Origin of the sequence: Citrobacter sp. FDAARGOS_156 (genome assembly GCF_001559235.2) — a bacterium.
Taxonomy (GTDB): domain Bacteria; phylum Pseudomonadota; class Gammaproteobacteria; order Enterobacterales; family Enterobacteriaceae; genus Citrobacter; species Citrobacter youngae.
The window spans coordinates 1,301,923-1,328,754 of record NZ_CP014030.2 but is presented as its reverse complement, the minus strand read 5'-3'; the positions used below and the strand labels follow the sequence as shown (position 1 = coordinate 1,328,754).

The following is a 26,832-nucleotide window of genomic DNA, read 5'->3' as shown; positions in this document are numbered from 1 at the left end:
CCTAATTTTCACCAGTACAAATCCTTTTACTCATTTTCACCACAAGGCAAAATAAAAGACTACAAACATAAGAAACAACAAAACATACAACCACAAAAATCAAAATACTAACATATTACCTCGATTCATGCTGCCCGACAAACCATGAGCGTACGTCGCAGATCTCTTATCGCATAGACATTTCCGGCGATACGGATGACCTTATAATAGAAAATATCCTGTTGAGACATAAGCAGTTCGGTAATTTCATCGGGAACATTATCATTTTTGTTTTTGACGATAGCCTGGCGACGAGTTTGCAAATATCCGTCGCGGTCTTTGCCAATAAAATTCAGAACAACATTACGATCTACAGCATAGTGCTTACCTTGAATATTAAGGCTCCCTACCTGGGGTACCCGCCCTTCGGTAGTGGAAGAAATACGAAAAACCAACAGAACTTCACCTTCAATTTTTACCCCCTGAGTTTGCGCCTGCAAATGAAGGTAATTCTTGGCAGAGCAGGTCAACGTCTCAGGTTCTTGATGGCGATAAAAAAAGTATGCTGTTATCACAGCAAGAAAGATCACCCCGCTAATAAAGATAATTTTCGCATTCACGGGCAACCCCTCCTTTATCCAGCGTACAGATCCCCAAAAAATTCTCTTTAAGATTATTACCTGCCGATAAATTATTATCATCATAAAAAACAATTGTTTTCTTGCCATTATGACAAATTGTATTTACTTTTCGCCACATATCAGAAGATAAAAATGCCTTCGTTTTATCAGCATTATTGTCATCGGCAGTATAAAGTTCACAATCACCTATTGCTCTGATATAGATAAAATTCGTGGTACCTGAGTTAAGAGCTGGCAATATCAAAACCGCGCTCCCAAGAAAAGCGAACAACAAAATGAACAGAAGAATATTTTTGCGTTTCGGTGTTGCGGGTGAATTCACCGTTTCTGTTACCGAACGAACAGGTACATCCCTACTGAAAGATGACTGTTCATCATTGACCGAAGCATGGAACAAAAATCCCTGCCGGGGCAACGTTTCAATGGGGTTTTCGGCCCCCAACTCACTAAATGCTTTTCGCAATATACTGATACTTTTATTAAGGCTATGACCCGATGGGGCCATGCCATGCTTCTTCCATACTTCTTCTATGATAAACTCACGGTGGAGTTGTTGATTTTTATAGGCAATGAATAGCTCAAGTAGTCTCGCTGTAGATGCCGAAAGGATTATTGTAGTATCGCGATGTTTCAGGCTTTTTCTGGTGGAATCGTACTCAACCTGATCATTAATTATACTTTTCATACTACCTGACTCTTAAATACCGTGACATGGAGTACAAATGACCAAAGTTTCATCTGTGCCAAGCTGATTACTGCATTGTATAAAGATAGTTACAGTATAGGTTCGATATCTAACCATGACATATCGGATCAGACTCAATACTTACTATTGATTGAGTTTGAAGCACCCCTGACCCACTGGAATGTATTTCTGCAACGCTACGATAAACTTTCGGTTTTTAGTTTTCAGCTCGCTGCTACGCCAGGTTTCACCCGGCAACACATAACGCATGGTGGCTTCATCATCGGTTGAGTTGCACCCCTGATGTACGATGATTTTAAAAAAAGTATTCCCGGTGTTTTTCAATGTTCCGTTAGCCTCATCAATGGTGTAGGCCAGATTTATGTTTCTCGGGCGAACAACCAATATGGTGTCCATAGCGATCACCGGGAGAGCCTGCCCGCCTTTCCCTTGATTACGTTCAGTAAACAGCGTGATCGGCATTTCACGAAACAGAATTCGGTAATAGCGTTCTTTATCATCCTGCGGCCCACGGTAGAAAATCTTAAAAAACTCACTCGCCTGCGGAGCCAGTGAAAAATTCAGCGGAGTAAACAGAAGTTCGCCTTCAGCAATAGCACTCCTGTTTTCTCCTCCCGGTCCCGGCTTATCAATTTTTACTGCGCCGATACTGTATAAATTCTGTTTCTGGCTATCGTTATAGATTCGTTTACTGATAAATGATTTATCCGACGGCATCTCATAAATGGTCGACTCCAGGTAGACTGCCTGTGTAGAGAATGCTGTCAGACCGGAAAGTAGAATAAATACCCATCTAAGCGCCAGACGACGGCGGTTCATGGCGTCACTCCCACCCAATTCGCCGTGACTTTTATCTCTCCACTGGCGCTGACGACACCTTCCCAGTCAGCGCCGGAAACGGTTAACATCGAACGCGAATCATTCATTGGGAAAAGCAACTTTAAATCAGTAGCATAATAGCTTCCATCGTCATTGTTATTTGCATCCCAGGGCGTCTGTTGCCACTGCGCATCTCTCATACTGACTGCCGCTTCACTGCAGCTATTTCGTTTTTGCACCACGCCCCCCGACTGACTGTTGTACTGCAGAAAAGCGGGAATGGGGACGGACAGCCCGCCTTGCGCAGACGTAAACAGACAGTAGGGCACACTGTTTATCGTCGTACTTTCCCCAATAACTTGCGCGGTGATACTGTCGGCCTGACGGGGGCCTGAGACGGTTACGGTGTAATCCATTTCTATAGGAGCGGCATCACCAATCGTGCCACTACCGCTCGCAGAAGCTGTGTTGTCCGAAGAGACGATACTGATCCCATACTCCTTCGGCACAATATTAAGCTGTAGCGAAGGGGTAAACTGGTAGTGTCCTGACTCTGGTGTTAAGCCATTATAAAAGCCGAAGGTAAAGGGCTGACTGTTAGTAATGCTGATCCCTGAATCGACAAGATTCTTCAAAAATGCTTTTGACAGAAAAATATAAATGTATTCTCCAGAGGTCGTAAAAACGTTGTAATAAGCAGTTGAAGTACCATAGTTATACCAGTTTGAACCATTCCCGGAGTATCTCACGGTGGCCGCTCCGGGCGTAAAACCTAGCATCGCCGTGTCGACAAAAGCGCGAAACGTCAAGGAGGCGGTCAGATTGGCCGTTTGTTGCAAGTTATAACTCACCATTTTGCAAATCACACCGTCAGTACCGCCCACCACGCCAAGTTCGCAATAACCAGAGTCTTTGGTGATGCTCGGCGTACCGTCGCTGGCAACCCAAAGCTCCTGAAATGCGTTAGTCGAGACAAGTGACAGATGACCGCGTTTAGTTAACGTGTAATTGACGTAATTCCATGATCCTGTCGATTGGTCTTTGCACCGTTGCCCGGAAGAATAATCATAATTTACAGAAGTATAACAGCGGTTGAACACATAGGTTTCGCTGCTACCGGTAGGCACATTGCGAAAGTACTCATAAGCAGTATCGGTCAGGGAAGCGAATCCGTAGGCGCCACCAATAACGCCTGCGACAGAGCCGACCTGCGCATGATAAAAACCGTTTTTGTCTGTGCCCAATCCGGCAATAAACCCGGTTGATGGACATTGAGTGCCACTATAACAACGGATTCCCCGGAAAGGCCCGTTAATCGGGGAGTTATCAATCCACATGTCCTGATAATAATTTCCAGGCGCAGTCCAGCCGACAAAACCTAAATACCCGAGACTGACCTGAGAGGTACCGTATTTTATCCACGTGTTTGACCCGCTGAAACGCGGATCAAGTGCCGATGGGGTAATAAAGTATTCACTATCAATGGCATTTTCGATAAACAAATAGTTATTACTGACTGAGCCGGAAGAGATTGCATTCAACGCCAAAGCAGGCACAGGTGAAAAACTCCCTACGGTACAGATTACAGTAGCTAATTTAATCAATACTTTCATTTTATTACCTCTGAGCCATCGTGGTTTGCGTTGCACATTTCACATCACCAATCCACGCTGCGCCCCGTGCTTTTTCCAAATCAAGATCGGCTTCGCATATGCTGCCATTGGCTGAAATTAACGTGATGACCGGATACTTTTTATCGATATCAATAGCAAACTCACCCTTCTCATCCGTACGCGTTTTACCGATGTGGTTATGGATATCGGTATTTGCAGCCAACTGCCCATCGGGATAACGAATGCGCCCGAATACGGTGACCATGCTTTTCACTTCAGGGTTGATAACACCCACATTACCCGGATATAGCGTCAGCTCCTGTTTGCGTCCTGAAACAATATCGAAGCTGTCCTCAGAGTTTTTATCATTGAGGATTTCCAGCTTGTACTGAGCATAGGGCGGCAGTGCAATGAAATTTGATTTACCGCTGAGAAGATAGTTGCGGTTATTAATCTTCGCAGCCAGTTTCCCTTCGCCGGTCAAATCTGTTTTCACAATGATGCCAGACCGCTGCCGCTCTTTACTCAGGCCGAAATCTTTACCTGCCCACGCCAGAGCCCCCTGGGAAGAGAAGTTCATATTGGTGGAGTTGTCAGCAGAACGCGTTACCGATACGGTGCCGGCGTTATATTTCGTGTCATAACTCAAATTGCCGTTTACCGAATAATTATTGTCGTAATACTGTTCGCCACTCAGACGCGTTGATGCCGACAATCCGACCGATTTAATCGGGCCCTCAGCATACTGCTTGCGCGCGCTGAGATTACCCTGAGTACTGCCATAGCGATCCCGGGAGACGCCCATGCTCAACCAGGATGCCAACGGCAACGATAAATCCAGACTGACATAACGTTCCTGTCGCCCATCGTCATTCTGGTTGTTGTAGTAATAACGCTGAATACCTGCACGCAACCCAACCGTGGCATACCTGCCTGAATAAAGGGTCGTGCTGTAGTCCAGATTACGATATTTATTTCCCGAGTAGCGATTCTCCGTCTGACTCACGGTGAGCGAGCCGCCATGAGGAATAAACTTTCCGAGGTTAAGAGTCCCGCCAATGGAATAATTATCACGCTCCTGCATGGGCAGACGATCGCCAATTTTACTGTCTTCACGAGATGCCCAAAGGGAACCGTATCCCTCAGGTACATTAAGGTTGATGTTACTGATATTTCGCCATGACGAATCGTTCGCCACCAGCGTCTGATTGCCAATGCTTACGTATTCATTCACATTGAGCGTGACATCCGTTTCATTAACCGCATTGTTGTCAAAACCGTAGAGCGTGGACTTCAGGCCCAGCCCCGACAATATCGCCAGCGTCACCGATGCGGCCCCCCCGGCAATCCAGGTCTGCTCGCTGCCCAAATCCTGATAATGATTTCGCTTATAACTCACACGGTCATAATCCAGTGAACCACCAAACAGCTGCCACGAGAGCTGATCAATCCCGGCAGCTTGCTGGCGGGCAAAGATTTTATTAACCCTGCTGATACGACTATTAATTGTCCGGCCATTGACCACGATATCTACCGTGACGTCATAAACACCATACGGAAAACGACTGGTATCAATTTCATAACTGCCCATATTAAAGTTCTGCACGCTGAGCAAACGCCCATCACGGAAGACATGAACCTCTCCAGCGGCTGGCAAAAATACGGTAATCGGCGTAAGTGAAAGCGCGGTATTCTCAACAACCGTACTTCCTTTGTTTCCGTAGCTCACACCGTAAATTTTCCCGCCATTCAGTGCATTCAGGCTGGCAATAGACTGGACATTCCAGGTGTCGAGCATCCCGAGCGCCAGTCGATAACCGTCATAATCACGCTCATACATCGCACGATAAAGTTTGCTGGTGCCGTTGCTGTCGCCGATGCCGTAAAACGAACCGTTAATGTTGATATGGTGCTCACGCAGCGATGTTGTGTTGTCCACCGTCAGATAGCTGCGGGTACTGCTGCCATTATGATAATCGTTGTAGTAGGTACCAAAGTTATAGTTCAGGACGTTAGAGAGAGACTCCACGCTGGAAGGTCCAAGCAGGCTACTGCGTGCGACAATCGCTTCAGTTAACGCATCTTTGCTGACAATCATCTCCAGGTGAAATGAAGAGACGTTGAGCTGCAGGCGTGCATTGTCCGATAGCTCGATATTGGTGTTATCGTGAAATTTCACATCACGAATTTTTTCTACCAACGCACGAGTTTTTCCAGATAACACGGCATTATTAGGCAATTCAGCAAGAGTCAGGGCTTTAACTGTAATATTGCCATCAACAAGCGAAATCACCGCATCGGCAATTTTTTGCTGACTTTTCTCGTCAGTCTCGTTGTAACGAATATATACCGGCACCGTCATTCCCTGCTCCAGTGAACGGGCGAAAGCACTGGGAATAACGTAATTACCCACTTTTACTGGGGCTGCATGTGAAGTTCCTGGTGTCAGCGCAAGAAAAAGACAAATGCTACCGCCGACAATATTTATTGTTGTCATATGCATCCTTACATTCCGGTATTTTTATTTATCCCGTACAGATGGCTGCAATCGACCATCACTTCACTGTAATAAACTGCTTACCGTGCCAGATACCGATGCGTGAACGGCTATTGCTGATATCGGTAAACTGTAATTTTATTTTCGTACCCGGCATAATGTAATAACGTTCGCGACAACCTCGTCCCTGATCGCGAGCCTTGTCTTTGCAAGCGCCATAGGCGATCACACGAAATGAAACATTGCCGGTATTGGTAATAACATCGCCATTACGGCTGTATTCAAAACGCTCTTTACGCGGTGCGACCACCAGAATAGTGCCAATTTCTGCCGACGCTGTTGCAACCGCCATTTTATTCGCCCGGGTTTCCGCGCTCTCGGTGACCGGCTCATCTATCCATTGCAGACGATAATAACGTTCGAGATCATCTGCAGGTCCTTTATAAAAGAAGCGAAAAACATCCTTTGCCTGACCAGGAAGAATAAGATTGGCAGGTGTAGAAAGTAACTCTCCGGAATTGACAGGCTTTATTTCGACTCCCCCCGCCAAAGGTGATGACAATTGTTTTACCGAAACACTGACATAACGCGCCGCATCAGTTGTATTAGTAATTTCTTTCGATAATGAACTCTCAGCAGAAGTCATTATCGATGTGATTTCACCCACATTAATTGCCCATCCGGGAAAAGATGCTACTAACCCTACCAACATCGCTGTCGGTAAATATTTTTTCATGACGCCATTCCTGATAAATTCGGGAGAAAAAATTCTCCCGAATTTTTATTACTTAGGCAGACGGAGTCGTCCAGGTTGCATTAAACTGTACTTTTACATCGCCGGTCCAATAGCCGTCTGGCAGAGCAGAGTAATCCGTTACTGCCTGGCTACCATCAGAAGTCGCTGACGCGATGGTGAATTTGAAGTTGGATTGATCGCTGACACGAGCAGCACCGTTATAAGCGCCATCAGCCATCAGGCTTTCAAGACCAGAAGTCGAACTGGAGTTAACCAGGACAGTATCTGATGAATTAGTCAGCGCGGTGCCATTCCATGCCACCCCTACGTTCAGGGTAGACGCATCGCCACTGGCGTTGGTCAGCGTGTTACTAATGATCTGAGCAGTCAGCTCAAAATCAGTTGCCGTTTCCTGACCCTGAATAGTCACATCAAAAGCACCGTCCTGAGAGTTGAAGGCGTTCAGTCCTTCAGCATACTGGAAAGTCAAAGAGTTCAGCGGAGTGACAACCAACATGCTGGTGGTATCTTTTGTTGCCGTCGCGTCCCACGAGGCAGTTGCAGAAGCAGTAACGTCTGCCATTGCATTTGCTGCAACAAATACAGAAGCCAGAGAGGTTACTAATAATAATTTTTTCATTTTTATCTTCTCCTAAGAACAAACTCACCACCGAGTCTTATTTTTAAATCACTCCAGCGGTTCCATTAATTGCGAGCCAGAATTGCCGCGCCCAAAAATTATCATTTGAATTAAGTAACATCTCAACAAACCCTGAAACGCAAAAATTACAAAAAACTAAGAATTTTCCCACCAAAAAATCTATCTAAGAAGTTTCCTAAGACGCAATTACTTAAAATATGCCATGTTTCAGAATTATCACCCACACAAATAAGTAATACCAAACAATTCATCTTTTTTATGTTTTTGATAAATATCAAAAAGATCATACAAATAGCACCTAAGCAAAACCCTTACAAAACATAAAGATAATTAACACCTCCATATTTTCTCTATAATGCTTATTATTTGTTGCAATTATGCTAAATTTTTAACTTCACAAGAAAATTCTCATAAAATATTCATATATGAGGGAATATTCTTATAAAATAAGCACTAAGATGGAGGATTAGTATTCGAATTGATAATTATTTCACAAAAATAAAACCAGGAATTTTCCATATAAAAAGAATATTCCTGGAATATCAAGATTTATATAACGTTCAACCATGAGAGATTTAGCTGAAACCTTTTAATCCCAAATAACTATTAAGTGTTACCGTACGCACTCGATGTAGGGTAATCAAATTTTGTTGTTCGAGGGATTTTAATGAGCGGCTAACGGTTTCAATTTTAAGGTCAAGATAACTGGCAATTTCCTCCCGGGAGAATGGCAAGTGTAGCGTCGTTTCTGGCCTGCCAATACGTAAATGCATCTCGTAAAATTCCACCAGAAAAGCAGCGATCCTGGCCTCAGCATGTTTATTCGCATAGCGCCGCAGTTTTTCAACAATGAATCCATTGTCCCTGCAGAGAAACTTGATGACTGCGGCAGCAACCGACGGATCCTTTTCTGCTACTTTGAACAACCGCGCAATATCGATATGACATACCTCCGCAGCCGTTGCCGCCTTAATCGTTGTCAGGTACTTCCCCCCTTCGACAGCATCCAGCGCCATGATATCTCCCGGAACATAAAAGCGACTGATAAAATCGTTATCACCGCATTCCACGCTGGACTTGCAGTATCCCTCGTGAATAACAAAAAGCATGTTTGCGGCTTCATCCTGCCTGGCGAGTATCTCCCCTGCTTTAAACCTTCTTCTTTTGTCTATTAATCGGTGTTGATTATCACGATCAATTGCCGCTCCCTTTGGACACAGCGAACAATGGCGGGGGGGAAACGGGTTGCCGAGCGGCACAACAGGAATGCGATGTTTGTGAATATCCGATTTCACGCAACAACTCCTCATAAAAATGAGACTGATTCTAATAGATCGGGCCATGGGAACAATACGTGAACTGAAGACCAGGAAAATTCATGCTGGCGGGGAAAATTCTGTGATACATCGCCTTTATGGCGCAGGGACGCATGGGTCAAAACCAGACTGATGATGTTAAAACGCAGGATAGAAAAAATGTGGCAGTGGAGTGAAGGTTAGAATTAACTGGGCGATGCCTTAATAGCCTTGAAAATCAGAGTGCTATTATGGCATCGCCCGTTTTCAATTACGCACGGATCGTGTCGTCGCCGAAGCCAACCCATTTGTATGTAGTCAGTGCTTCCAGCCCCATTGGGCCACGCGCGTGTAATTTTTGCGTGCTAACTGCCACTTCCGCCCCGAGCCCAAACTGACCGCCATCGGTAAAACGGGTGGAGGCGTTCACATACACAGCGGAAGAATCGACTTCATTCACAAAACGATCGGCGTTGCGCAGCGTACGCGTCAGAATCGCATCGGAATGCTGAGTACCATGCTCACGAATATGGGCAATGGCATCATCCAGACTGGTGACGATTTTCACGTTCAGATCCAGCGATAAAAACTCATCGTCATACTGTTCCTCTTTTACCGCTACGACGTTTGCCGGTCCGGCCTGCAACGCGGCAAGCGCAGCATCATCTGCATGAAGCGTCACGCCGCTTTCTGCCATTTGCTGGCTTAGAGCAGGCAGGAAGCGCTCAGCGATACTCTGATTCACCAACAGTGTTTCGACAGTATTACACGTGCTCGGACGCTGGGTTTTGGCGTTAACGATAATCTTCAGTGCCGGGGCGATCTCCGCCGTGTCATCTACATAGATATGACATACACCAATACCACCGGTGATAACCGGGATAGTCGACTGTTCACGACACAGCTTGTGCAGCCCTGCGCCACCGCGAGGGATCAGCATATCGATGTACTTATCCATCCGCAGCATTTCAGTGACCAGCGCACGATCCGGGTTATCAATCGACTGCACCGCGGCAGCCGGTAAACCGCAGGCTTGCAGCGCATGCTGGATCACCGCAACAGTGGCGGCATTCGTCCGGTACGTCTCTTTTCCTCCGCGCAGGATCGCCGCATTGCCGGTTTTCAGGCACAAGGTAGCCACATCAACGGTGACGTTTGGACGCGCTTCATAAATCACGCCAATCACGCCCAGCGGCACGCGACGACGCTCCAGACGCAGACCGCTATCCAGCAGACCACCGTCAATCACCTGCCCGACCGGGTCAGCGAGATTACACACCTGGCGTACATCGTCAGCAATCGCTTTCAGACGCGCTGGCGTCAGTGCGAGGCGATCAAGCATCGCTTCGCTCAGGCCATTTTCACGCGCCTGTTCAACATCCTGTGCGTTCGCGCTGAGGATGCTTTCCGTTTGCGCTTCCAGTTCATCAGCAATGGTTTCCAGCACGCGGTTTTTTTCGCGACTGGAGAGTAGCGCCAGCTTATATGACGCAGCTTTGGCAGCAATGCCCATTTGTTCCAGCATATGCCTGTTCCTTAACGGGTAATCATATCGTCACGATGGACAGCAACCGGACCGTATTCGTAGCCCAGGATGGTGTCGATCTGTTGTGAGTGATGTCCGGCAATACGGCGCAGCGCATCGCTGTTATAGCGGGTGACGCCGTGGGCAATATCGCGCCCTTCCAGATTGCAGATGCGGATCACTTCACCACGAGAGAAGTTGCCTGTCACGCTTTTAATCCCTTTTGGCAGTAATGAGCTGCCGCGTTCCAGAATCGCTGCGGTAGCACCCTCATCAACGGTAATTTCCCCGGCAGGCGGCGCGCCGAAGATCCAGCGTTTACGGTTCTCCAGTGGAGAAGCCTGAGCATGAAAACGCGTCCCAACGGAAACGCCTTCCATCACGTCGCCAATCACGCCCGGTTTGCTGCCTGCGGCAATTATGGTGTCGATGCCGGCGCGGCAGGCCACGTCGGCGGCTTGTAATTTTGTTCCCATCCCGCCGGTTCCCAGACCAGAGACGCTGTCTCCGGCAATGGCGCGCAGCGCATCATCAATACCGTGCACGTCTTTGATAAGCTCCGCCTGCGGATTGGTGCGCGGATCGGCGGTAAACAGCCCCTGCTGATCGGTCAGCAGCAGCAGCTTATCGGCTCCGGCAAGGATCGCCGCCAGCGCCGAAAGATTGTCGTTGTCACCGACTTTAATTTCAGCGGTCGCCACCGCATCGTTCTCATTGATGACCGGAACAATGTTGTTATCCAGCAGCGCGCGCAGCGTATCGCGGGCGTTGAGGAAGCGCTCTCTGTCTTCCATATCCGCACGCGTTAGCAGCATCTGCCCGATATGAATACCGTATATCGAGAACAGCTGTTCCCACAGTTGAATCAATCGGCTCTGCCCTACCGCCGCCAACAGCTGTTTCGAAGCTATCGTTGCCGGGAGCTCAGGGTAACCAAGATGCTCACGTCCGGCGGCAATCGCGCCCGAAGTAACGATAACAATACGATGTCCTGCAGCGTGGAGCTGTGCGCACTGGCGAACCAGTTCTACGATATGGGCGCGGTTCAGGCGGCGCGATCCGCCCGTTAACACACTGGTGCCAAGTTTTACCACCAGCGTCTGGCTGTCACTCATGATTCTCTGCCATTCAAAATTGGGGAAAATGATATCAAACGAACGTTTTAGCAGGACTGGCCCCGGTTGCCAACAGCCAGCGCACAAAGCATGAAATTTTATTGCGCAGGATCAGCAAGCGTAGCGGCAGACTTTGACGCATTTATTACAGACACAAAAAAACATTCTTTTTTAAAAATATTCTTACTTTGTCATAAAACGTTCATTGCCAGACGTTAAAAACCCTCCTGTCTTTTAACGGGGATCACACCCAGTAAATATTAGCGCGTACTTTAAATCAGGAATGAAAATGAAAAAGAGCACTCTGGCATTAGTGGTGATGGGAATTGTTGCATCGGCGTCCGTACAGGCGGCAGAAGTCTATAACAAGAACAGTAATAAACTGGACTTGTATGGCAAAGTCAAAGCGATGCACTACATGACTGATTATGACAGCAAAGACGGCGACCAGAGCTATATCCGCTTAGGTTTTAAGGGCGAAACACAAATTAACGATCAACTGACCGGTTATGGTCGTTGGGAAGCTGAGTTCGCAGGGAATAAAGCGGAAAACGAAACCAATCAGCAAAAAACACGTCTGGCTTTCGCCGGTGTGAAATTAAAAGATTTTGGCTCGTTTGATTATGGTCGTAACCTGGGTGCGCTGTATGACGTGGAAGCCTGGACGGATATGTTCCCGGAATTCGGCGGCGACTCTTCCGCGCAGACCGATAACTTTATGACCAAACGTGCTAGCGGCCTGGCGACCTACCGTAATACCGACTTCTTCGGCGTCGTCGATGGTCTGGATCTTACCCTGCAATATCAGGGCAAAAACCAGGACCGCGATGTGAAGAAACAGAACGGCGACGGCTTTGGTACCTCCGTGACGTATGACTTTGGCGGCAGCGATTTCGCCATCAGTGGTGCGTATACCAACTCCGACCGTACCAATCAGCAGAACCTGCAAAACCGGGGTACTGGCGATAAAGCAGAATCCTGGGCGACAGGTTTAAAATATGATGCCAACGACATTTATCTGGCAACGTTCTATTCTGAAACGCGCAATATGACACCTATTTCCGGTGGCTTTGCTAACAAAACTCAGAACTTCGAAGTGGTTGCTCAGTACCAGTTTGACTTTGGTCTGCGTCCATCCCTGGGTTATGTGCTGTCGAAAGGTAAAGATATTGAAGGCGTAGGTAATGAGGATCTGGTGAATTATATCGACGTGGGCGCAACATACTACTTCAACAAAAATATGTCAGCGTTTGTTGATTATAAAATCAACCAGCTCGATAGCGATAATAAACTGGGCATCAACGATGATGATATCGTGGCCGTCGGTATGGTTTATCAGTTCTGATGTAACATAAAAAATGCCGGATGGGGTTGCGCCGCCATCCGGCATTTTGCTGTTCATTATGCCGTTAATTTAACCGGCTCATCCTTAAAGTCGTCAGCAGGCTCCAGCGCCAGATTCAGCGTCGTTAACAACCCACGCAACTTTTCATGAAACTCGCGTAAGGTGTATTCCAGTCGCTCTACCACTTCAGTCTCTTTAATCGGCACGGCGGTCCAGTTGCCGTCTTTATCGAACAAACCAAACTGGTAGCTGTACGTAAAGCGTTTCTCCTGCGCTTCCAGCTCCATCCACCAGCCCCAAAATTCACGTTTCTCTGGTGCCGGTTTCACGTTGACGCAAACAGCCAGACAATCGAAAAAGAATCGATTATCTTCGCACTGCCCTTCGCGGATGTACGGGCCAAGCGCGGTGAATTTTTTGATCAATCTACTTTTCGGGTGCCCACTCGGTAACGTCATTGCGATCTCCTTAGGTGAAGCAACTGTTTTACCAAACCAATAAAATTTAGCAATCTATTAACACAATCTATGATTGATCCACCCGGTAATTTCTTGCAGCGCTTTGTCAAAATTGCGATACACCGGGTTGAACGGAACCTCCAGCAGCTTACCGTCAGAAGATGACGACGTAATTAAGCGAGATTCCTCTTCCGGGCTAAACGGATCGTTCTTCCAGAACCCCGAGAGCATTGGCGTCGGGCAGCGTCGCCCCAGCAGCCCTTGTACCTTTAATGAATAACGGTTTAGCTCGACGCGTAGCGCTTCATCGGACGCATCGTGCATCCCCAGACGGCTGGCCAGAACGTCAAGATACATTTCCGGTACTGAAGCCTGACGCTGTGGGTCGCTAAGCAGCGCATGAACCACCGGTCCCAGACAGGCCACAGCCTTCAGGCGCGATGATTCAAGATAGGCCAGGCGTACTGCGACATTAGCGCCAAAGCGAAAACCGAATGCCGCCACACGGGTGTGATCCACCCAGGGAATATTCGGCAGCGCTTTTAATACGTGCTGGTGCAGCAGGCTGGAATCCTGGGTCAGTTTCCATTTTGACGAGAACCCAACCGACGGCATATCCAGCGTCAGCATGGCGATACCACGCGGAGCGAAATAGCGCTCATACAGGGTGTAGTAGTCGGTTTGCATAGAATCCAGACCACCGCACATCAGCACCGTCGGGAACGGGCCGTCGCCTTTTGGCATGTGCAGGAAGCCGGTTATCGGCGCACCGCCGGCAACGGCAAATTCCATCTCGCGCAATGTACCTGGCAGTCGTTGGGCCGCCTCTTCGTAAGCGCGGTTGGCCAGGGCCTGCGCCTGCTCTGCCAGCTCATCACCTTTTAAATGCGGGTATGCTGCAATGTTGTACAACGTGGAAGCATGCAGCCAGTGGCGTCCGCTCACCTGCGGATCCTCTTCCATAGACGCTTTCTGTTGCCAGTCCATCGCCTGCTTCGCCCACTCGTAGATCCAGTTTCCACCACGATAGCCAATGACCGTATCGTAGAGATCTTTATCCGTGCGTTCGGCTTCGCTCATGACGATACGCGCCTGCACCTCAAGGATTTCACGCGGATCGACCCCACGCCAGATCCACATCAGGCGATTCACCATGCGATACCAGTGCGGGATTGTTTTACCATCCAGAGCGGACTGCACAGATGGCTGCGCGCCGTGGTTAAAACGACGAACTAACGTTGACGTTTCAGGATGTTTGAAGCGGGGTTTAAACAGAACTTCGCTGAGGTTAGCCTGCGACATGATTACGGCCTCCATGAGTACTCACTAAGGCATAGTGTAACCTGACACCGCACAAAAAGAACAACGCCCGACAGTGCGGGCGTTGAAAACTTTTTAGATTAGCGACCAGAGATCGGCGGAACAAATACCACGCCCATATCCCACGGCTGCTCAATCCAGGTATCCTGCGGAATATCAACCACATAGTCATTCACCAGCGGGCGACCAGCCGGCTTAGCGAAGATCGTGACGAAATGCGCTTTAGGATACATTTCGCGGATAGCAACGGCGGTACCACCGGTGTCTACCAGGTCATCGATCACGATGAAACCTTCACCGTCACCTTCCGCACGCTTCAGCACTTTCAGTTCGCGCTGGTTGTCGTGATCGTAGCTGGAGATGCATACGGTATCGACATGGCGAATACCCAATTCACGCGCCAGCAATGCGCCCGGCACCAGACCACCACGGCTAACGGCAATAATGCCTTTCCATTGTTCAGAAGGCATCAGGCGGCTTGCCAGTTTACGTGCATGGACTTGCAACATGTCCCAGGTGACGACGTATTTTTCGCTCATGTGAAGTGTCCCAGCCTGTTTATCTACGGCTAATTAATAAATTGAGGGTGAACCAGGTTGCGCGAGATTATAGAGATCTGACGCACTAAAAACCAGTGTTTCGCGGAATCCGCGCCTCTTTTTGCATGCTTTATACTAGCCGTCAGCGAAGAAAGTGGTATTCTCAATCGCATCGCGCAAGCCTGACTTGTGGTGTTTTTAATTCCGCTAACCCCGTGGCCTGCAAGTCAATTTTGCAGGACATCGCCAAGGAGACTCAACGTGTCTGAACTGTCTCAGTTATCCCCGCAACCGCTGTGGGATATTTTTGCCAAAATCTGTTCTATTCCTCATCCGTCCTACCATGAAGAGCAGCTCGCTGAACACATTCTGAGCTGGGCCCAGGAGAAAGGTTTCCACGTCGAGCGCGATCAGGTTGGTAATATCCTGATTCGTAAACCCGCTACCGCTGGCATGGAAAATCGCAAGCCGGTCGTTTTGCAGGCGCACCTGGATATGGTCCCGCAAAAAAATAACGACACCGTGCACGACTTCACCAAAGATCCGATCCAGCCTTATATTGATGGCGAGTGGGTAAAAGCCCGTGGTACCACGCTGGGTGCAGATAACGGTATCGGTATGGCGTCCGCACTGGCGGTACTGGCTGATGACAATGTGGCACACGGTCCGCTGGAAGTGCTGCTGACCATGACCGAAGAAGCGGGCATGGACGGCGCATTTGGTCTGCAGGCGAACTGGCTGCAAGCGGATATCCTGATCAACACCGACTCAGAAGAAGAAGGTGAGATCTATATGGGTTGCGCGGGCGGGATCGACTTTACCTCTAACCTGCCGCTGTCCCGTGAAGCAATCCCGGCTGGCTTCCAGAGCTTTAAGCTGACGTTAAAAGGCCTGAAAGGCGGCCACTCCGGCGGCGAAATCCATGTGGGTCTCGGTAACGCGAACAAGCTGCTGGTACGTTTCCTGGCAGGCCACGCTGAAGAGTTAGATCTGCGTCTGGTTGATTTCAACGGCGGTACGCTGCGCAATGCGATTCCGCGTGAAGCCTTCGCCACCCTCGCCGTGGCTGCCGATAAAGTTGATGCGTTAAAAGCGCTGGTCAGCACCTACCAGGAAATCCTGAAAAACGAACTGGAAGCCAAAGAGAAAAACCTGGCGCTGCTGCTGGATGCCGTGACTAACGACAAAGCCGCGCTGACTACCTCGTCTCGCGATAGCTTCATTCGTCTGCTGAATGCCACCCCGAACGGTGTGATCCGCAATTCTGACGTCGCCAAAGGCGTGGTAGAAACCTCGCTGAACGTCGGTGTGGTAACCATGACTGACGATAATGTTCAGATCCACTGTCTGGTTCGCTCGCTGATCGACAGCGGTAAAGACTACGTGGTGAGCATGCTGGATTCACTGGGTAAACTGGCTGGCGCCAAAACCGAAGCCAAAGGCGCGTATCCAGGCTGGCAGCCGGATGCGAACTCTCCGGTTATGCACCTGGTTCGTGAAACCTATCAGCGTCTGTTCAATAAAACGCCAAACATTCAGATCATTCACGCTGGTCTGGAATGTGGCCTGTTCAAAAAACCGTATCCGGAAATGGACATGGTTTCCATCGGGCCAACCATCACCGGTCCACACTCCCCGGATGAGCAGGTTCATATCGAAAGCGTCGGCCACTACTGGCGGCTTCTGACTGAACTGCTGAAGTCTATTCCGGCGAAGTAAGTCTGCGCTAAATGCCGGATGGCGCTGTGCTTATCCAGCCTACAAGCAGATTTGTAGGCCGGATAAAGCGTTTAACGCCACCATCCGGCAATACATCAACGTCAAAGCCCCAACAATAACTGCCTTTCTATTTGTGGATCGAGCAGCGTGACATGTAATCCCACCAGCCTCACGCCTCGCCCTCCCCGACGCGCTTCCCAGGTTTTGTGTGCCGTCGCAATTAAGTCGTCTTTATTTAAGCGCGGCCAGACGTGCTCCTGCGTGGTCTGCTGAAAATCATTAAACTTGAGTTTTATCCCCTGGCGGGCGATCAGCAGATCCGGCTTGACCTTTGCCAGGCGCCGTTCCAGTTCAGGATAGAGCCGCTCAATAATCGCTTCGCACTCTGACCACTGATGAATATCTTCCGCCAGCGTCCGCTCGACGCCGACGGATTTACGCAGCCGCTCGTTGTTGACGTCCCGCTCGTCAATCCCCTGGCTGCGCTCCCACAACACGCGGCCAAACTTACCAAAACGTTTGAGCAGCGTAGCCAGGTCGTATTTTTGAACATCTTCGCAGGTACGCAATCCCATTGATTCCAGCTTAGCGGCGGAGACTTTGCCGACGCCGGGAATTTTCCCCAACGGCAACGTTTTGAGAAATTCAGGGACATCAGCAGGGGTTATCACATATTGCCCGTTGGGTTTATTGAGATCGGAGGCGATTTTTGCCAGGAATTTAACCGGCGCAATCCCGGCAGAGGCGGTGAGCTGTAGTTCGTTGAAGATCGTCTGGCGGATCTCCTGGGCGATCAGCGTCGCGGAGCCGTGGCAATGAATGCTGTCGGTGACATCCAGGTAGGCTTCATCCAGCGAAAGCGGTTCGATGAGTGAGGTGTAGCGGGAGAAGATCGCCTGAATCTGGCGAGAGGCCTCTTTGTAAGCCTCGTAACGACCGGGTAACAGGGTAAGATGCGGGCACAGCTTTAACGCCATTCCGGTTGGCATCGCGCTGCGCACGCCAAATTTACGCGCCGGATAATTGGCCGTGCTGATAACTCCCCGGCGTTCACGACTACCGCCAATGGCAATGGGAATGTCACGCAGGGCGGGATTATCACGCATCTCCACCGCCGCGAAAAAGCAGTCCATATCGACATGTATGATTTTGCGCATGATTCACCTCTCACAACACTGTTTAAGTATACAGTATTTTTACGATATGAGAAGTCTGTACCTCTGCTACGTCAGTGCGGGTCCATTCATCACAAAGCGCGCATCACACAGATAACGCACAATGTCTTTTGGCGCATGGTCGGCGGGATTTCCTGCCGTACTGACAAACAACTTATTCACTTTGCGCACATTTGCCCGCAAAAGTTTTTCAATCGTCATCAGACGAAATGCATCATCTTCGACGCAGAACAGCTCGTAGTCACCCAGGCGTTCTCCACAGATTTCACAATGGTTCATCCAGTAACGTAGCCCGGTCGTTTTACTTTTATCCAGATAGTAATTGCTGGCTTTGATGTTCTTTTTTATCTCTTCCGGCAGCGTGTTGATATGGAACAAAAATGTATTGCGCCGCACGGACATCCATCTTTTATCATCCTGATTCTGTTTGATAAACCGGGTAAGCATCACACCATGAATATGCGTGGGCTGATGGCAATTCCAGCATTGCATTTTCGACGTAATAACCAGGTAATAAGGAGCCACAATATTAAAATTGTCCGTCGCGTAAACATGCTCGCGCAGCGTCTCATTTAACTCATGAGGTTCGGTGTACCAGATACCTGAAACCGGGTCGAAATGCGCCCCCTGGCAAGCCACATCGGTGACGTTATCAGTATGAATATCCAATGGAATAATATGGGCTATATCTATCATATTGCCTTCCTGCGGGATAATTTGCCCCCACATTGCGTGGGGGCGGAGAACAAAATTAATGCGTGACGGGAGCAGAGGGTTGACGTAAAGAAGTCACCTGCTTTTGCTTGTCCAGCTTATCAACCAGTGGCTGCACCACTTTCTCGCCGTGCTGACCAAAATATTGATACAGCGTATCGGAAGCACTTTGCGTTAACACCATGATCTCAATACGACGGTTGCCTGCGCTTTCCGGGTTTTTCGCATCCAGCAGCATTTGGTCCGCCATGGCGCTAACCTGCATGACTTTATCCTGCGGCATGCCGGCGTCTTCCAGCACGCGTCGTGCTGACAAAGCACGGTCGCCAGAGAGGTTCCAGTTGTTGTAAATGTTGCTCTTATAGCTCATCGCATCCGTATGGCCGGTGATGATGATCTTGTTGTCCAGCGAGTCAAACACGGGGGCCAGCGCAACCAGCAGCGATTTAAAGAACGGCATAATTTTGGCGCTACCGCGTTCAAACATATTCCGGTTCTGGTCATCTTTAATCAGCACGCGCAGCCCCTGAGGAACAATTTCCATCTCAAGGTTGGTTTCCATATGCGCATTGCGGGCAATGACGTTAATGTCGGTCGCCAGCTCACCCAATTCACGGGCTGATTTTTGCTTCAGCAGCACCGCTTTTTCATTCACATCCAGCGCTTTTTTGGCGTTATCTTCGGTGATTTTCGCCGTCTCTTGCGGGTTAACCGTTTTATCCAGCTTGTTGCGCGTGACGTTTTTCTTCTGCGCGCCTGGCGCTATCGGCTGTTTGCCGAGCTTGTTTAACGGTGCCATGCCGCCACCGTTAAAAATAGACTGTCCATGCAGCGCCGCGACGATGTTTTCACGATCGGCCTTACTGACGCTGTTCACAATCCATAGGGTCATAAACAACGCCATCATTGCCAGCGTGAAGTCAGCAAATGCCACCTTCCACGCGCCACCGTGATGGCCCGCATGATTCTTTTTAATTTGCCGCCGGATAATGGTGGTCTTTGCGCCGCGATCGCGGCGATTTGGCCCCTTCCTCATGCTTATTCCTGCTCCAGCATCGCATTGACCCACGCATCCAGATTGGCGAAAGTCGGTTTAGAAGCCAGATGAAGAAGTTTACGGCCCGCATCGACCGCCAGCAGCGTCGGCTTACCGCCCGCCTGCGCCACCAGTACGGTGCGCACGCATTCCAGTAGCGAGTGTTCCGCCCGCGCCTGCTGTTCCATAGCGTTAGCCAGCGGGTCCATCAGGCAGTAACAGATGAATACCCCTAAGAATGTCCCCACCAGCGCCGCCGCCACTTTCAGACCGATCAATGCAATGGAACCATCGATGGACTGCATGGTGATGATAATGCCCAATACCGCAGCACAAATGCCGAATCCAGGCATCGCCTCTGCGGTACGCTGAAGGGAGCGCGAAGGGGTTAACAAAGATTCTTCCGCGGTATCCAGTTCCTGATCGAGGATCCCTTCCAGTTCATGGGCATCGATTTTACCCATCGCCATCAGGCGGAAGTTATCGGCGATAAAGGTCACCAGGCGTTTTTGGGTCAGCACCAGCGGATATTTCTGGAAGATGGTACTTTCTTCCGGCTGTTCAATATGCTGATCCAGCATACGCAGACCGCCGTTTTGCACCATTTCCAGCAGTTCATACAGGCACATCAGTAGCTGACGCTGAAACTCCGGCCCCATTTTCTTTTTACTGATCACCCCTTTGATCTGATGAACGATCTCTTTCAGCACATGCATCGGGTTACCAATAATCATCGCGCCGAGACCGGCCCCGATAATAATGATAATTTCCGCTGGCTGCCAGATGGCAATTAACTGCCCACCAGCCTCAAAATAACCACCAAATACGCAACCTATAACCACCAGTAAACCTAAAATCTTTTGCATTACGTCCTCCGCATTTCAATTCGAAATTGTTAATCTGGATATAAACAATCACGAATCTTGTGCGTGATTTTTTTATTCATTTGACAAATTCGGGCTTCTGTTAGCCCAAGTACCAGCGCGATCTCTTTTAAATTCATGTCATGCTGGTAATACATCGAGAGCACGAGGTTCTCTTTTTCACTAAGCTGACTCAGGGCGTGGCCGAGCATTTCCTGCGTCACTATCTGCTCTTCAAGACCTCGCCCTTCGAGCGTCCCGACGGGTATATCGCCGTTCAGTAATTCATCCAGACTGGCCAGCGTTTCTGCGCCTTCCAGTTGTTGATATTCCTGGTAATCCTCAGACGAGAGTCCGAGCTTAGAGAGATCTTCCCATGAGGGTTCATGCCCAAGTAGGGTGCGCGCGTCACGAATCAGATCTTTAATCTGATGGTATTTTTGTCGTAACTGACGAGGTCGCCAGTCGAGACTGCGAAGTTCATCCAGTATGGCGCCGCGTATACGATGGACGGCATAACCGGCAAACCCTTCATCCGGCTGGCCGTAGCGGCGAATCGCATTCAGCAATCCCATCAGCGCCGTTTGCTCCATATCCTGCCGGTCCATAACGCAGGTACATTGCGGCGCAAGTTGACGCACCACTTTGCGCACCAAAGGCAGATAAGCCTGTAAATAATGGCTCTCCTGTTTTGGCGTCAGCACGGGCGTCGCATTAAAGTCTTCTGACTCGTAAGCATCCTGTATCATGTTATTCTCTGGCTCGCCGCTTATTGAAACACGACTTTTTTCACCAATATGTCCTTATACGGTGTCGCCATTTTGCGTCGCGCTAACTCTTTTTTCAGCGTATTAGAAACCATGGTTCTGATTTCAGATATTTTTAAAGCGCGAATCTCTTCATATTTCATATTCGAGAGTTCATCTACCGTAATACTTTGATAGAGCGGTTCATCTTTCTTAATTTTTTCAGCATCCTTATCTGAATCAACAACCATCACCAGCTCTGCCACCATATATCTGTCCGCTCCTTCATTATCATGAAGCGTCACCACCGTTTCCGGCAGGGAGACAAAAATGCTGCTGCTCTCATCCTGATTCTCTTCGGGTATCTCAGCCAGGTTTGCTGTCGTAGCTACCTTAGCTTTCGCACCTTTATTCATAAAATGATAAATACCCCACCCTGCTCCACCTGCAATACCGAGAGCAACGACGGAACTAATCACACATGCGATAACGATTTTCTTCATTTTGCTTTTACACTTTGATCAGAACGGATTCATTCCGTTGAAATTGAGGATCATCATTCAGCATTAACGCTGATGTCACCTCGTCCTGTTGATGACCAGACTGCTGCTGTTGCTGTTGTTGCGATTGCCCCTCAGAAGAGACCTGAACATTCACTTCCATGAAGTTCTGCGCTGTCAGATGCTGACGTAAGTTATCGCTAAATTGCTGCAGCGAACGGCAGACATCGCTCTGATTTGCGCCGATGTGCACCATCAGCTTGCCTGCATCCAGTTGCACGGCAATTTCCAGTTTGCCAAGCGATGGCGGGTCAAGACGAATGGTCGATACCTGCTGTTGCTGGCCCAACTGGAATTGAATTCTGTCTTTGAGCAATGCGGTCAGTTTCTCGCCGAGTTCCTCCGTTGATACCGTGACGGGTGCGAAAACTTGCGTCGACGCGATGTTGTGGTCGCTCAGGGCGTTCACCGGCTGATTGCCCTGCGCCGCCGTATTCAGCAAGGATTGCGTAGAGAGCGTTGGATTCGCCGGTACAGCAGACGTTTTTCTCTCTATCACTGGGCGAGGAACGCCATTCTGTGCTGATTTCATCCGAGCGGAAATTTGCTGTGAGGGCGAGAGCGATGCGGATTCCGGCGCAATCGCGCGGAGATCCTGGGCAGAGAACGTCGCCAGTTTGGCCTGTTGATCCGGGGTAGCCTGAGGCAAATCCTCGGTCATTGACGCCAGCAACGTTTGCAGCTTTGGCGGCAATGACGATGAATCGGTGGCGTGCTGCTCAGCCGACGGCGTGGACGTTTTTCCTTGCCCGGCCATCGCGCTCGCCAGTTGGCGCAGAAGCGAAGATCCGGCCCCCGTGTTTTGCGCCTGCGCCAGCATTTTCAGCACTTCGCCGCCGGGCTGCTTCTGCGCCGCCGCGGGCGTTGCCGTCTGAGCCGGTTGCGCCAACAGCATCGCCAGCAATGCCTGCATGGCCGCAGGATCTGCGTCATCGTGGTTGTGCTCAGCCGTCGATGCCTGCTGTTGGCTGACTTTTGCGCCGATCAGGCGTTCAGCCACCACGTTAAGCCCGCTCTGCGGTAATGCAAACGCGCTACCGCCCGCAGGAGTCGTTGGAGCCGAAATAGCCATTTTTTCAGGCGTGGCCTCTGCCAACGCACTGGCCGAGGCCAGTAATACAGGATTCATGCCTTCTCCGACATTAAATTAACCATTGAGTACGCCAACATGCCTTCCTGGTTTTGCTGATGTTTATCCATTCGCGCTTTGAGTTCTTCCGCACGCTGAGTTCGCCGCGCAATCAGCGCCTCAAATGCCGAAAGCATGTTGTCTTTGACCTTGCGCAACGCGCTGGCATCCGTTTCCCAGGCTTCATATTCATGAAAAACACGCATTACCTGCTGATGCAGGCCGGGTAATCGCCGCCAACGCTGTTGATCGAGGGCGTCGTTCATCTCTTTTACCAGGGCATAAAGCTGTTGTTGCTGGCGTTCTCTTTCCATCGTCTTACCCCAGCTTTGCCGACAAACCTTCCCAACCTGTGCGCAGATTCGTCAGGATCAGGATCACTTCATCAATTTTTTCTAACGACAGTTCGCCGCTGGCTTCATACAGACGATAGACGCAGTGGTCATAAAGTCGGGACAGATTCACCACCAGTTCGCCGCCCGTTTCAAACTCCAGCGAGCTGGTTAGAGCGTTGAGAATATCGATGCACTTATTGATGCTCTGCGCTTTACGCTCATAGCGTTTGTTTTCAATATGGCTTTTGGCGCGTTCCAGTTCGTCCATCAAACCGGAAAACAGCACCAGCACTAGTTCCAGAGGTGACGCTGCTGCCGTACGGGCAGCAAGATCCATCTCTTTGTATTGCGAATAACCATCCTGCGTGTCGTACATATTGACTCTCTATTCTTTTACTAAACCGGTCGCTTACATAAACGCGGCCATACTCACTTTCATGGTGTACGTTTCAATCAGCGTATTGGTGTACTCTTCCAGGTAGCGTTCGTAGTTGGTGTTATAGGTTTCTGTAAGCTGATCGCTTTCGTCCTGGATTTTGCTCTGCTGATCCTCAATGTTGTCTTCACGCATAGTGATGATGCCGGTACTGGAGTCCAGATAGCTGTCCATCAGGTCATCCATCTGTGCAACCATGCTGTCATCACCGACAAAAATCGACGTCAGGCCATCCGGGTTCGCTTCCATCGCTTCGTTAAACTTATCGGAGTCAATTTCTAAATGACCGTCGGAATCAAGCGAGATGCCATAATCAACAATCGATACGCCGTCGTAGTATGAGTGGGCGATATCATCAAGTTGGTTGGTTAATGAACTGAGCCCGGCGTCACCGGCGAAAACACCAGGATTAGAACCATCACCGCCATTGCTGGTTAATGAATCTACTGTGTCGACAAGAGTGTTATAGGCATCAACAAAGGTTTGTACTTTTGCTTGTGAAGCACTGGAGTCTTCTGCCACAGTAATCGTCGTGACATCACTGGCATCGTCTGGATCGCTGACCTCCGTAAAGGTCATGGTCACACCAGGAATCACATCATCGAAGGTATTGCTGCTGCTGGTGATGACCGGCCCATCCTTACTCCCCAGATGAATTTCCGCATCTTGTGGAGCTGTCATCGCGGTTTCCGGGCTGGCAATGACAGTGCCATTCACGGTCGCCGTAAAACCACTTTGTGCGCCGGTAGTGTCAGATGTCAGCATAATGGTTGTCTGGCCATCTGTTTTCACCAGCGCAGCCGAAACACCCGGGTTTTCGTCACAACTATTGATAGCATCTACCAGCCCGGTGGCATCGATAAAGCCATCACCATCGCTATCGGCCGTAGAAAGATCGATCTCCATGCTGCTGCCATCTTCCATGGTCAGATCAAATGTACCGGTCGCCTCATAAATATTGTCTGTCATCTGGAAGGTAGACTGCTGCCCCTGTGCCAGCTTGCTAACATAAAATGAGTACGTTCCCGCCTGCGCTTCCGAGTTGGCAGAAACCGTCGTAGAGTCGTTATTCGATGTCGCTGAAAAGGTCAGTGGACCAGCAGTATCACTGTTCAAGGCATCAATAGCCGACTGGAAATCGGTTAATGCCGTGCTCAGCGAATCAAGCCCGCTGCTTTCAGCATCCAACTCTGCCTGCTGCTGTTGCAGGTTGGCGCTCTGCGTGGCGATATCAGCATAGGCTGCGGCTTTCGCCATGGTTCTAGGGTTGATCATGAATAACTCCGTGCGACGTTATCGGTATTAAAGCAAAATGTATGCCATTTTTAATTTCATTTAAAATCAATTAATTACCAGGCATACGGAAATCGAATTTCCGTTGAACAGGAAACTTCCTGACCAACCTTCTGCCGCTGAAAGCACAACACCGCCAGTCGGCGGTGTTGTTAATGGCACAATTTCACCACTGAACAGAATTACTGCAGCAGGCTGGAAACCATGCTGGACATGCTGTTGGACTGCTTCAGCATGGTGATACCGGTTTGCATCAGTACCTGCTGTTGGGTCATGTTGGACGCTTCCGTCGCGTAGTCGGTATCCATAATGTTACCGATCGCCACTTCAGTGTTGTCCTGCATGCTGGTCAGGTTGTTCGCGGTGTCGTTCAGACGGTTGATAGACGCACCCAGTTTGGACTGGATTTTGGACACGTCGTCCATTGCAGTCTGGATGGTGCTGATCATGTTGTTAGCTGCACCTGCAGAAGCTGTCAGCTCAGTACCAGATGAACTCACGTTGGTGGCGTTGTCAGTAAGGAAAGAGTTACTGACCTGATTCAGATCGCCAACCAGATCACCCAATTGCTTGGAGATATCTACTGTCATGGTATCAGATGATTCAGCCCCTACCTGGAAGGTCACTGAACTCTGGAACAGGCCTGAAACACCAGTGTTACTGGTAGCTTTCGTACCAAACAGGTTAGTACCACCGTAGGTGGTATTCTGCAGCATATCGGACATCTGCTGACCCAGCTCGTCGTATTCATCCTGCATCGCCTGCAGGTCGTCGCTGTTGTAGGTTCCGTTCGCTGCCTGGGTGGACAGATCTTTCATACGGCCCAGCACGTCGGTCATTTCGTCAAACATGCTATCTGCAGTCTGCAGCATTGCGGTTGCATCCTGAATGTTGCTCAGTGCAACGCCCATGCCGCTGGACTGTGCAGTCAGGCGGCTGGCAATCTGTTTGCCCGCAGCATCATCAGCTGAAGAGTTAATGCGGTTACCTGTCGCCAGACGTTCCATAGAAGTAGACAGAGATGCGCTGCTTTTGTTGATAGCGTTAACAGCTGCCATTGATGCGGTATTAGTATTGATCGATAACATGGTACTGCTCCTTGGGAATAATCGTTTTCGTTTCGATACCCTGTAAAAACGACCACCCGTTCGAAAAACTTAAAGCACAGAAAAAAATTTTTTTACGCGTTTCACAACATCATTAGCTAATGAGACAAACATCCTGTCCATCTATTTTAGCTTTCCGTGCTTTAGTACCAAAACAGTCACCATGCAAGGAAGAACTCAATCAAGATTTAATTAAAAGATTATTAGAAATATCTAATAATGGGTTGATTACTTACGTATCTGCAGGGATAACATCATGATAGCAATCAGATTATCCTCAACCAAGAATACTTTAAAATTTTCTGTTTAAGCCTTATTTTACATTTAGTTGCAAATACCCTGTATTTTTATATTGTGAGTCTCAGACACTTTCGCTACATTTCCAATCCCTTTGAGGACAGAACAAAAAACGCTCAATACCAATCAGGCTGTTTTTTCTCAGCCAGAAAAACATCTCAATTTCTCCAGAAA

At 49.2% G+C, this 26,832-nt stretch carries 26 protein-coding genes; 2 read left to right on the top strand and 24 right to left on the bottom strand.

All coding sequences use genetic code 11. From position 1 onward, the window contains the following. Positions 1–125 precede the first annotated feature (125 nt). From AL515_RS06480 to proB, 10 genes are all read right to left on the bottom strand, one after another. Entirely contained in the window at positions 126–599 is a 474-nt protein-coding gene (locus AL515_RS06480) for a hypothetical protein (RefSeq protein ID WP_061067349.1), read from the bottom strand. Beyond that, positions 574–1,305, bottom strand: a complete 732-nt coding sequence (locus AL515_RS06475) for a winged helix-turn-helix domain-containing protein (protein WP_061067348.1) — start codon at positions 1,303–1,305, stop codon at positions 574–576. The genes AL515_RS06480 and AL515_RS06475 overlap by 26 nt, the downstream gene beginning before the upstream one ends. Before the next feature lie 144 nt (positions 1,306–1,449). Further along, on the bottom strand, positions 1,450–2,145 hold the full coding sequence (locus tag AL515_RS06470; protein ID WP_043015294.1) for a fimbria/pilus periplasmic chaperone: 696 nt from the start codon (positions 2,143–2,145) through the stop codon (positions 1,450–1,452). Then, entirely contained in the window at positions 2,142–3,758 is a 1,617-nt protein-coding gene (locus tag AL515_RS06465; RefSeq protein WP_061067347.1) for a hypothetical protein, read from the bottom strand. The genes AL515_RS06470 and AL515_RS06465 overlap by 4 nt, the downstream gene beginning before the upstream one ends. A gap of 4 nt (positions 3,759–3,762) precedes the next feature. Then, positions 3,763–6,255: a CS1-pili formation C-terminal domain-containing protein gene (locus AL515_RS06460; RefSeq protein ID WP_061068795.1), complete on the bottom strand. Its 2,493-nt coding sequence runs from the start codon at positions 6,253–6,255 to the stop codon at positions 3,763–3,765. A gap of 58 nt (positions 6,256–6,313) precedes the next feature. Next, complete coding sequence (locus AL515_RS06455; RefSeq protein ID WP_061067346.1) at positions 6,314–6,991, bottom strand: hypothetical protein; 678 nt, start codon at positions 6,989–6,991, stop codon at positions 6,314–6,316. A gap of 52 nt (positions 6,992–7,043) precedes the next feature. Next, on the bottom strand, positions 7,044–7,631 hold the full coding sequence (gene ecpA / locus AL515_RS06450; protein WP_061067345.1) for a common pilus major fimbrillin subunit EcpA: 588 nt from the start codon (positions 7,629–7,631) through the stop codon (positions 7,044–7,046). Between the two features lie 596 nt (positions 7,632–8,227). After that, positions 8,228–8,947: a Crp/Fnr family transcriptional regulator gene (locus tag AL515_RS06445; protein ID WP_061067344.1), complete on the bottom strand. Its 720-nt coding sequence runs from the start codon at positions 8,945–8,947 to the stop codon at positions 8,228–8,230. A 271-nt stretch (positions 8,948–9,218) separates the two neighbouring features. Beyond that, a complete protein-coding gene (gene proA / locus AL515_RS06440; RefSeq protein ID WP_061067343.1) occupies positions 9,219–10,472 on the bottom strand; it encodes a glutamate-5-semialdehyde dehydrogenase in 1,254 nt (417 codons plus the stop codon). 11 nt (positions 10,473–10,483) lie between these two features. Then, the gene (gene proB, locus AL515_RS06435) at positions 10,484–11,587 is read right to left on the bottom strand and encodes a glutamate 5-kinase (protein WP_003031373.1); all 1,104 of its coding nucleotides are present in this window, start codon (positions 11,585–11,587) and stop codon (positions 10,484–10,486) included. A gap of 289 nt (positions 11,588–11,876) precedes the next feature. Between proB and phoE the strand changes: the two genes are divergently transcribed. Continuing rightward, positions 11,877–12,932 carry a phosphoporin PhoE gene (phoE, locus tag AL515_RS06430; RefSeq protein WP_048212528.1) on the top strand — a complete coding sequence of 352 codons (1,056 nt, stop codon included), beginning with the start codon at positions 11,877–11,879 and terminating at the stop codon, positions 12,930–12,932. Positions 12,933–12,988: 56 nt separating this feature from the next. On the opposite strand, the gene crl is transcribed toward phoE, so the two are convergent. The 3 genes from crl to gpt all read right to left on the bottom strand — a co-directional run bounded on the left by crl (position 12,989) and on the right by gpt (position 15,249). Then, positions 12,989–13,390 (bottom strand): sigma factor-binding protein Crl, encoded by a 402-nt coding sequence (gene crl / locus AL515_RS06425; protein WP_005133595.1) that lies wholly within the window; start codon positions 13,388–13,390, stop codon positions 12,989–12,991. A gap of 57 nt (positions 13,391–13,447) precedes the next feature. Then, positions 13,448–14,692, bottom strand: a complete 1,245-nt coding sequence (gene frsA / locus AL515_RS06420; RefSeq protein ID WP_061067342.1) for an esterase FrsA — start codon at positions 14,690–14,692, stop codon at positions 13,448–13,450. Between the two features lie 98 nt (positions 14,693–14,790). Continuing rightward, the gene (gene gpt / locus AL515_RS06415; RefSeq protein ID WP_048212530.1) at positions 14,791–15,249 is read right to left on the bottom strand and encodes a xanthine phosphoribosyltransferase; all 459 of its coding nucleotides are present in this window, start codon (positions 15,247–15,249) and stop codon (positions 14,791–14,793) included. Positions 15,250–15,510: 261 nt separating this feature from the next. On the opposite strand from gpt, the gene pepD reads away from it, so the two are divergent. Continuing rightward, entirely contained in the window at positions 15,511–16,968 is a 1,458-nt protein-coding gene (pepD, locus tag AL515_RS06410) for a cytosol nonspecific dipeptidase (protein ID WP_048212531.1), read from the top strand. Positions 16,969–17,069: 101 nt separating this feature from the next. Here pepD and dinB read toward each other — a convergent pair whose 3' ends face one another. The 11 genes from dinB to lafA form a co-directional block, all read right to left on the bottom strand. Beyond that, positions 17,070–18,125 carry a DNA polymerase IV gene (gene dinB, locus AL515_RS06405; RefSeq protein WP_048212532.1) on the bottom strand — a complete coding sequence of 352 codons (1,056 nt, stop codon included), beginning with the start codon at positions 18,123–18,125 and terminating at the stop codon, positions 17,070–17,072. 66 nt (positions 18,126–18,191) lie between these two features. After that, entirely contained in the window at positions 18,192–18,839 is a 648-nt protein-coding gene (locus tag AL515_RS06400; protein ID WP_061067341.1) for a hypothetical protein, read from the bottom strand. A gap of 55 nt (positions 18,840–18,894) precedes the next feature. After that, positions 18,895–19,893 (bottom strand): putative lateral flagellar export/assembly protein LafU, encoded by a 999-nt coding sequence (lafU, locus tag AL515_RS06395; RefSeq protein WP_061067340.1) that lies wholly within the window; start codon positions 19,891–19,893, stop codon positions 18,895–18,897. 2 nt (positions 19,894–19,895) lie between these two features. Then, entirely contained in the window at positions 19,896–20,759 is an 864-nt protein-coding gene (motA, locus tag AL515_RS06390) for a flagellar motor stator protein MotA (RefSeq protein WP_061067339.1), read from the bottom strand. 29 nt (positions 20,760–20,788) lie between these two features. After that, positions 20,789–21,505 carry a FliA/WhiG family RNA polymerase sigma factor gene (locus AL515_RS06385; protein WP_061067338.1) on the bottom strand — a complete coding sequence of 239 codons (717 nt, stop codon included), beginning with the start codon at positions 21,503–21,505 and terminating at the stop codon, positions 20,789–20,791. Between the two features lie 20 nt (positions 21,506–21,525). Next, positions 21,526–22,005, bottom strand: a complete 480-nt coding sequence (locus AL515_RS06380; protein WP_061067337.1) for a flagellar basal body-associated FliL family protein — start codon at positions 22,003–22,005, stop codon at positions 21,526–21,528. A gap of 7 nt (positions 22,006–22,012) precedes the next feature. Further along, positions 22,013–23,191 carry a flagellar hook-length control protein FliK gene (locus tag AL515_RS06375; protein ID WP_061067336.1) on the bottom strand — a complete coding sequence of 393 codons (1,179 nt, stop codon included), beginning with the start codon at positions 23,189–23,191 and terminating at the stop codon, positions 22,013–22,015. After that, positions 23,188–23,505 (bottom strand): hypothetical protein, encoded by a 318-nt coding sequence (locus AL515_RS06370; protein ID WP_061067335.1) that lies wholly within the window; start codon positions 23,503–23,505, stop codon positions 23,188–23,190. Before AL515_RS06370 ends, AL515_RS06375 begins: the two co-directional genes overlap by 4 nt. A gap of 4 nt (positions 23,506–23,509) precedes the next feature. Beyond that, positions 23,510–23,902: a flagellar export chaperone FliS gene (gene fliS / locus AL515_RS06365; protein ID WP_003843794.1), complete on the bottom strand. Its 393-nt coding sequence runs from the start codon at positions 23,900–23,902 to the stop codon at positions 23,510–23,512. 33 nt (positions 23,903–23,935) lie between these two features. Beyond that, complete coding sequence (gene fliD, locus AL515_RS06360) at positions 23,936–25,237, bottom strand: flagellar filament capping protein FliD (RefSeq protein WP_061067334.1); 1,302 nt, start codon at positions 25,235–25,237, stop codon at positions 23,936–23,938. A gap of 200 nt (positions 25,238–25,437) precedes the next feature. Next, positions 25,438–26,343: a lateral flagellin LafA gene (gene lafA / locus AL515_RS06355; protein WP_061067333.1), complete on the bottom strand. Its 906-nt coding sequence runs from the start codon at positions 26,341–26,343 to the stop codon at positions 25,438–25,440. Positions 26,344–26,832: the final 489 nt, after the last annotated feature.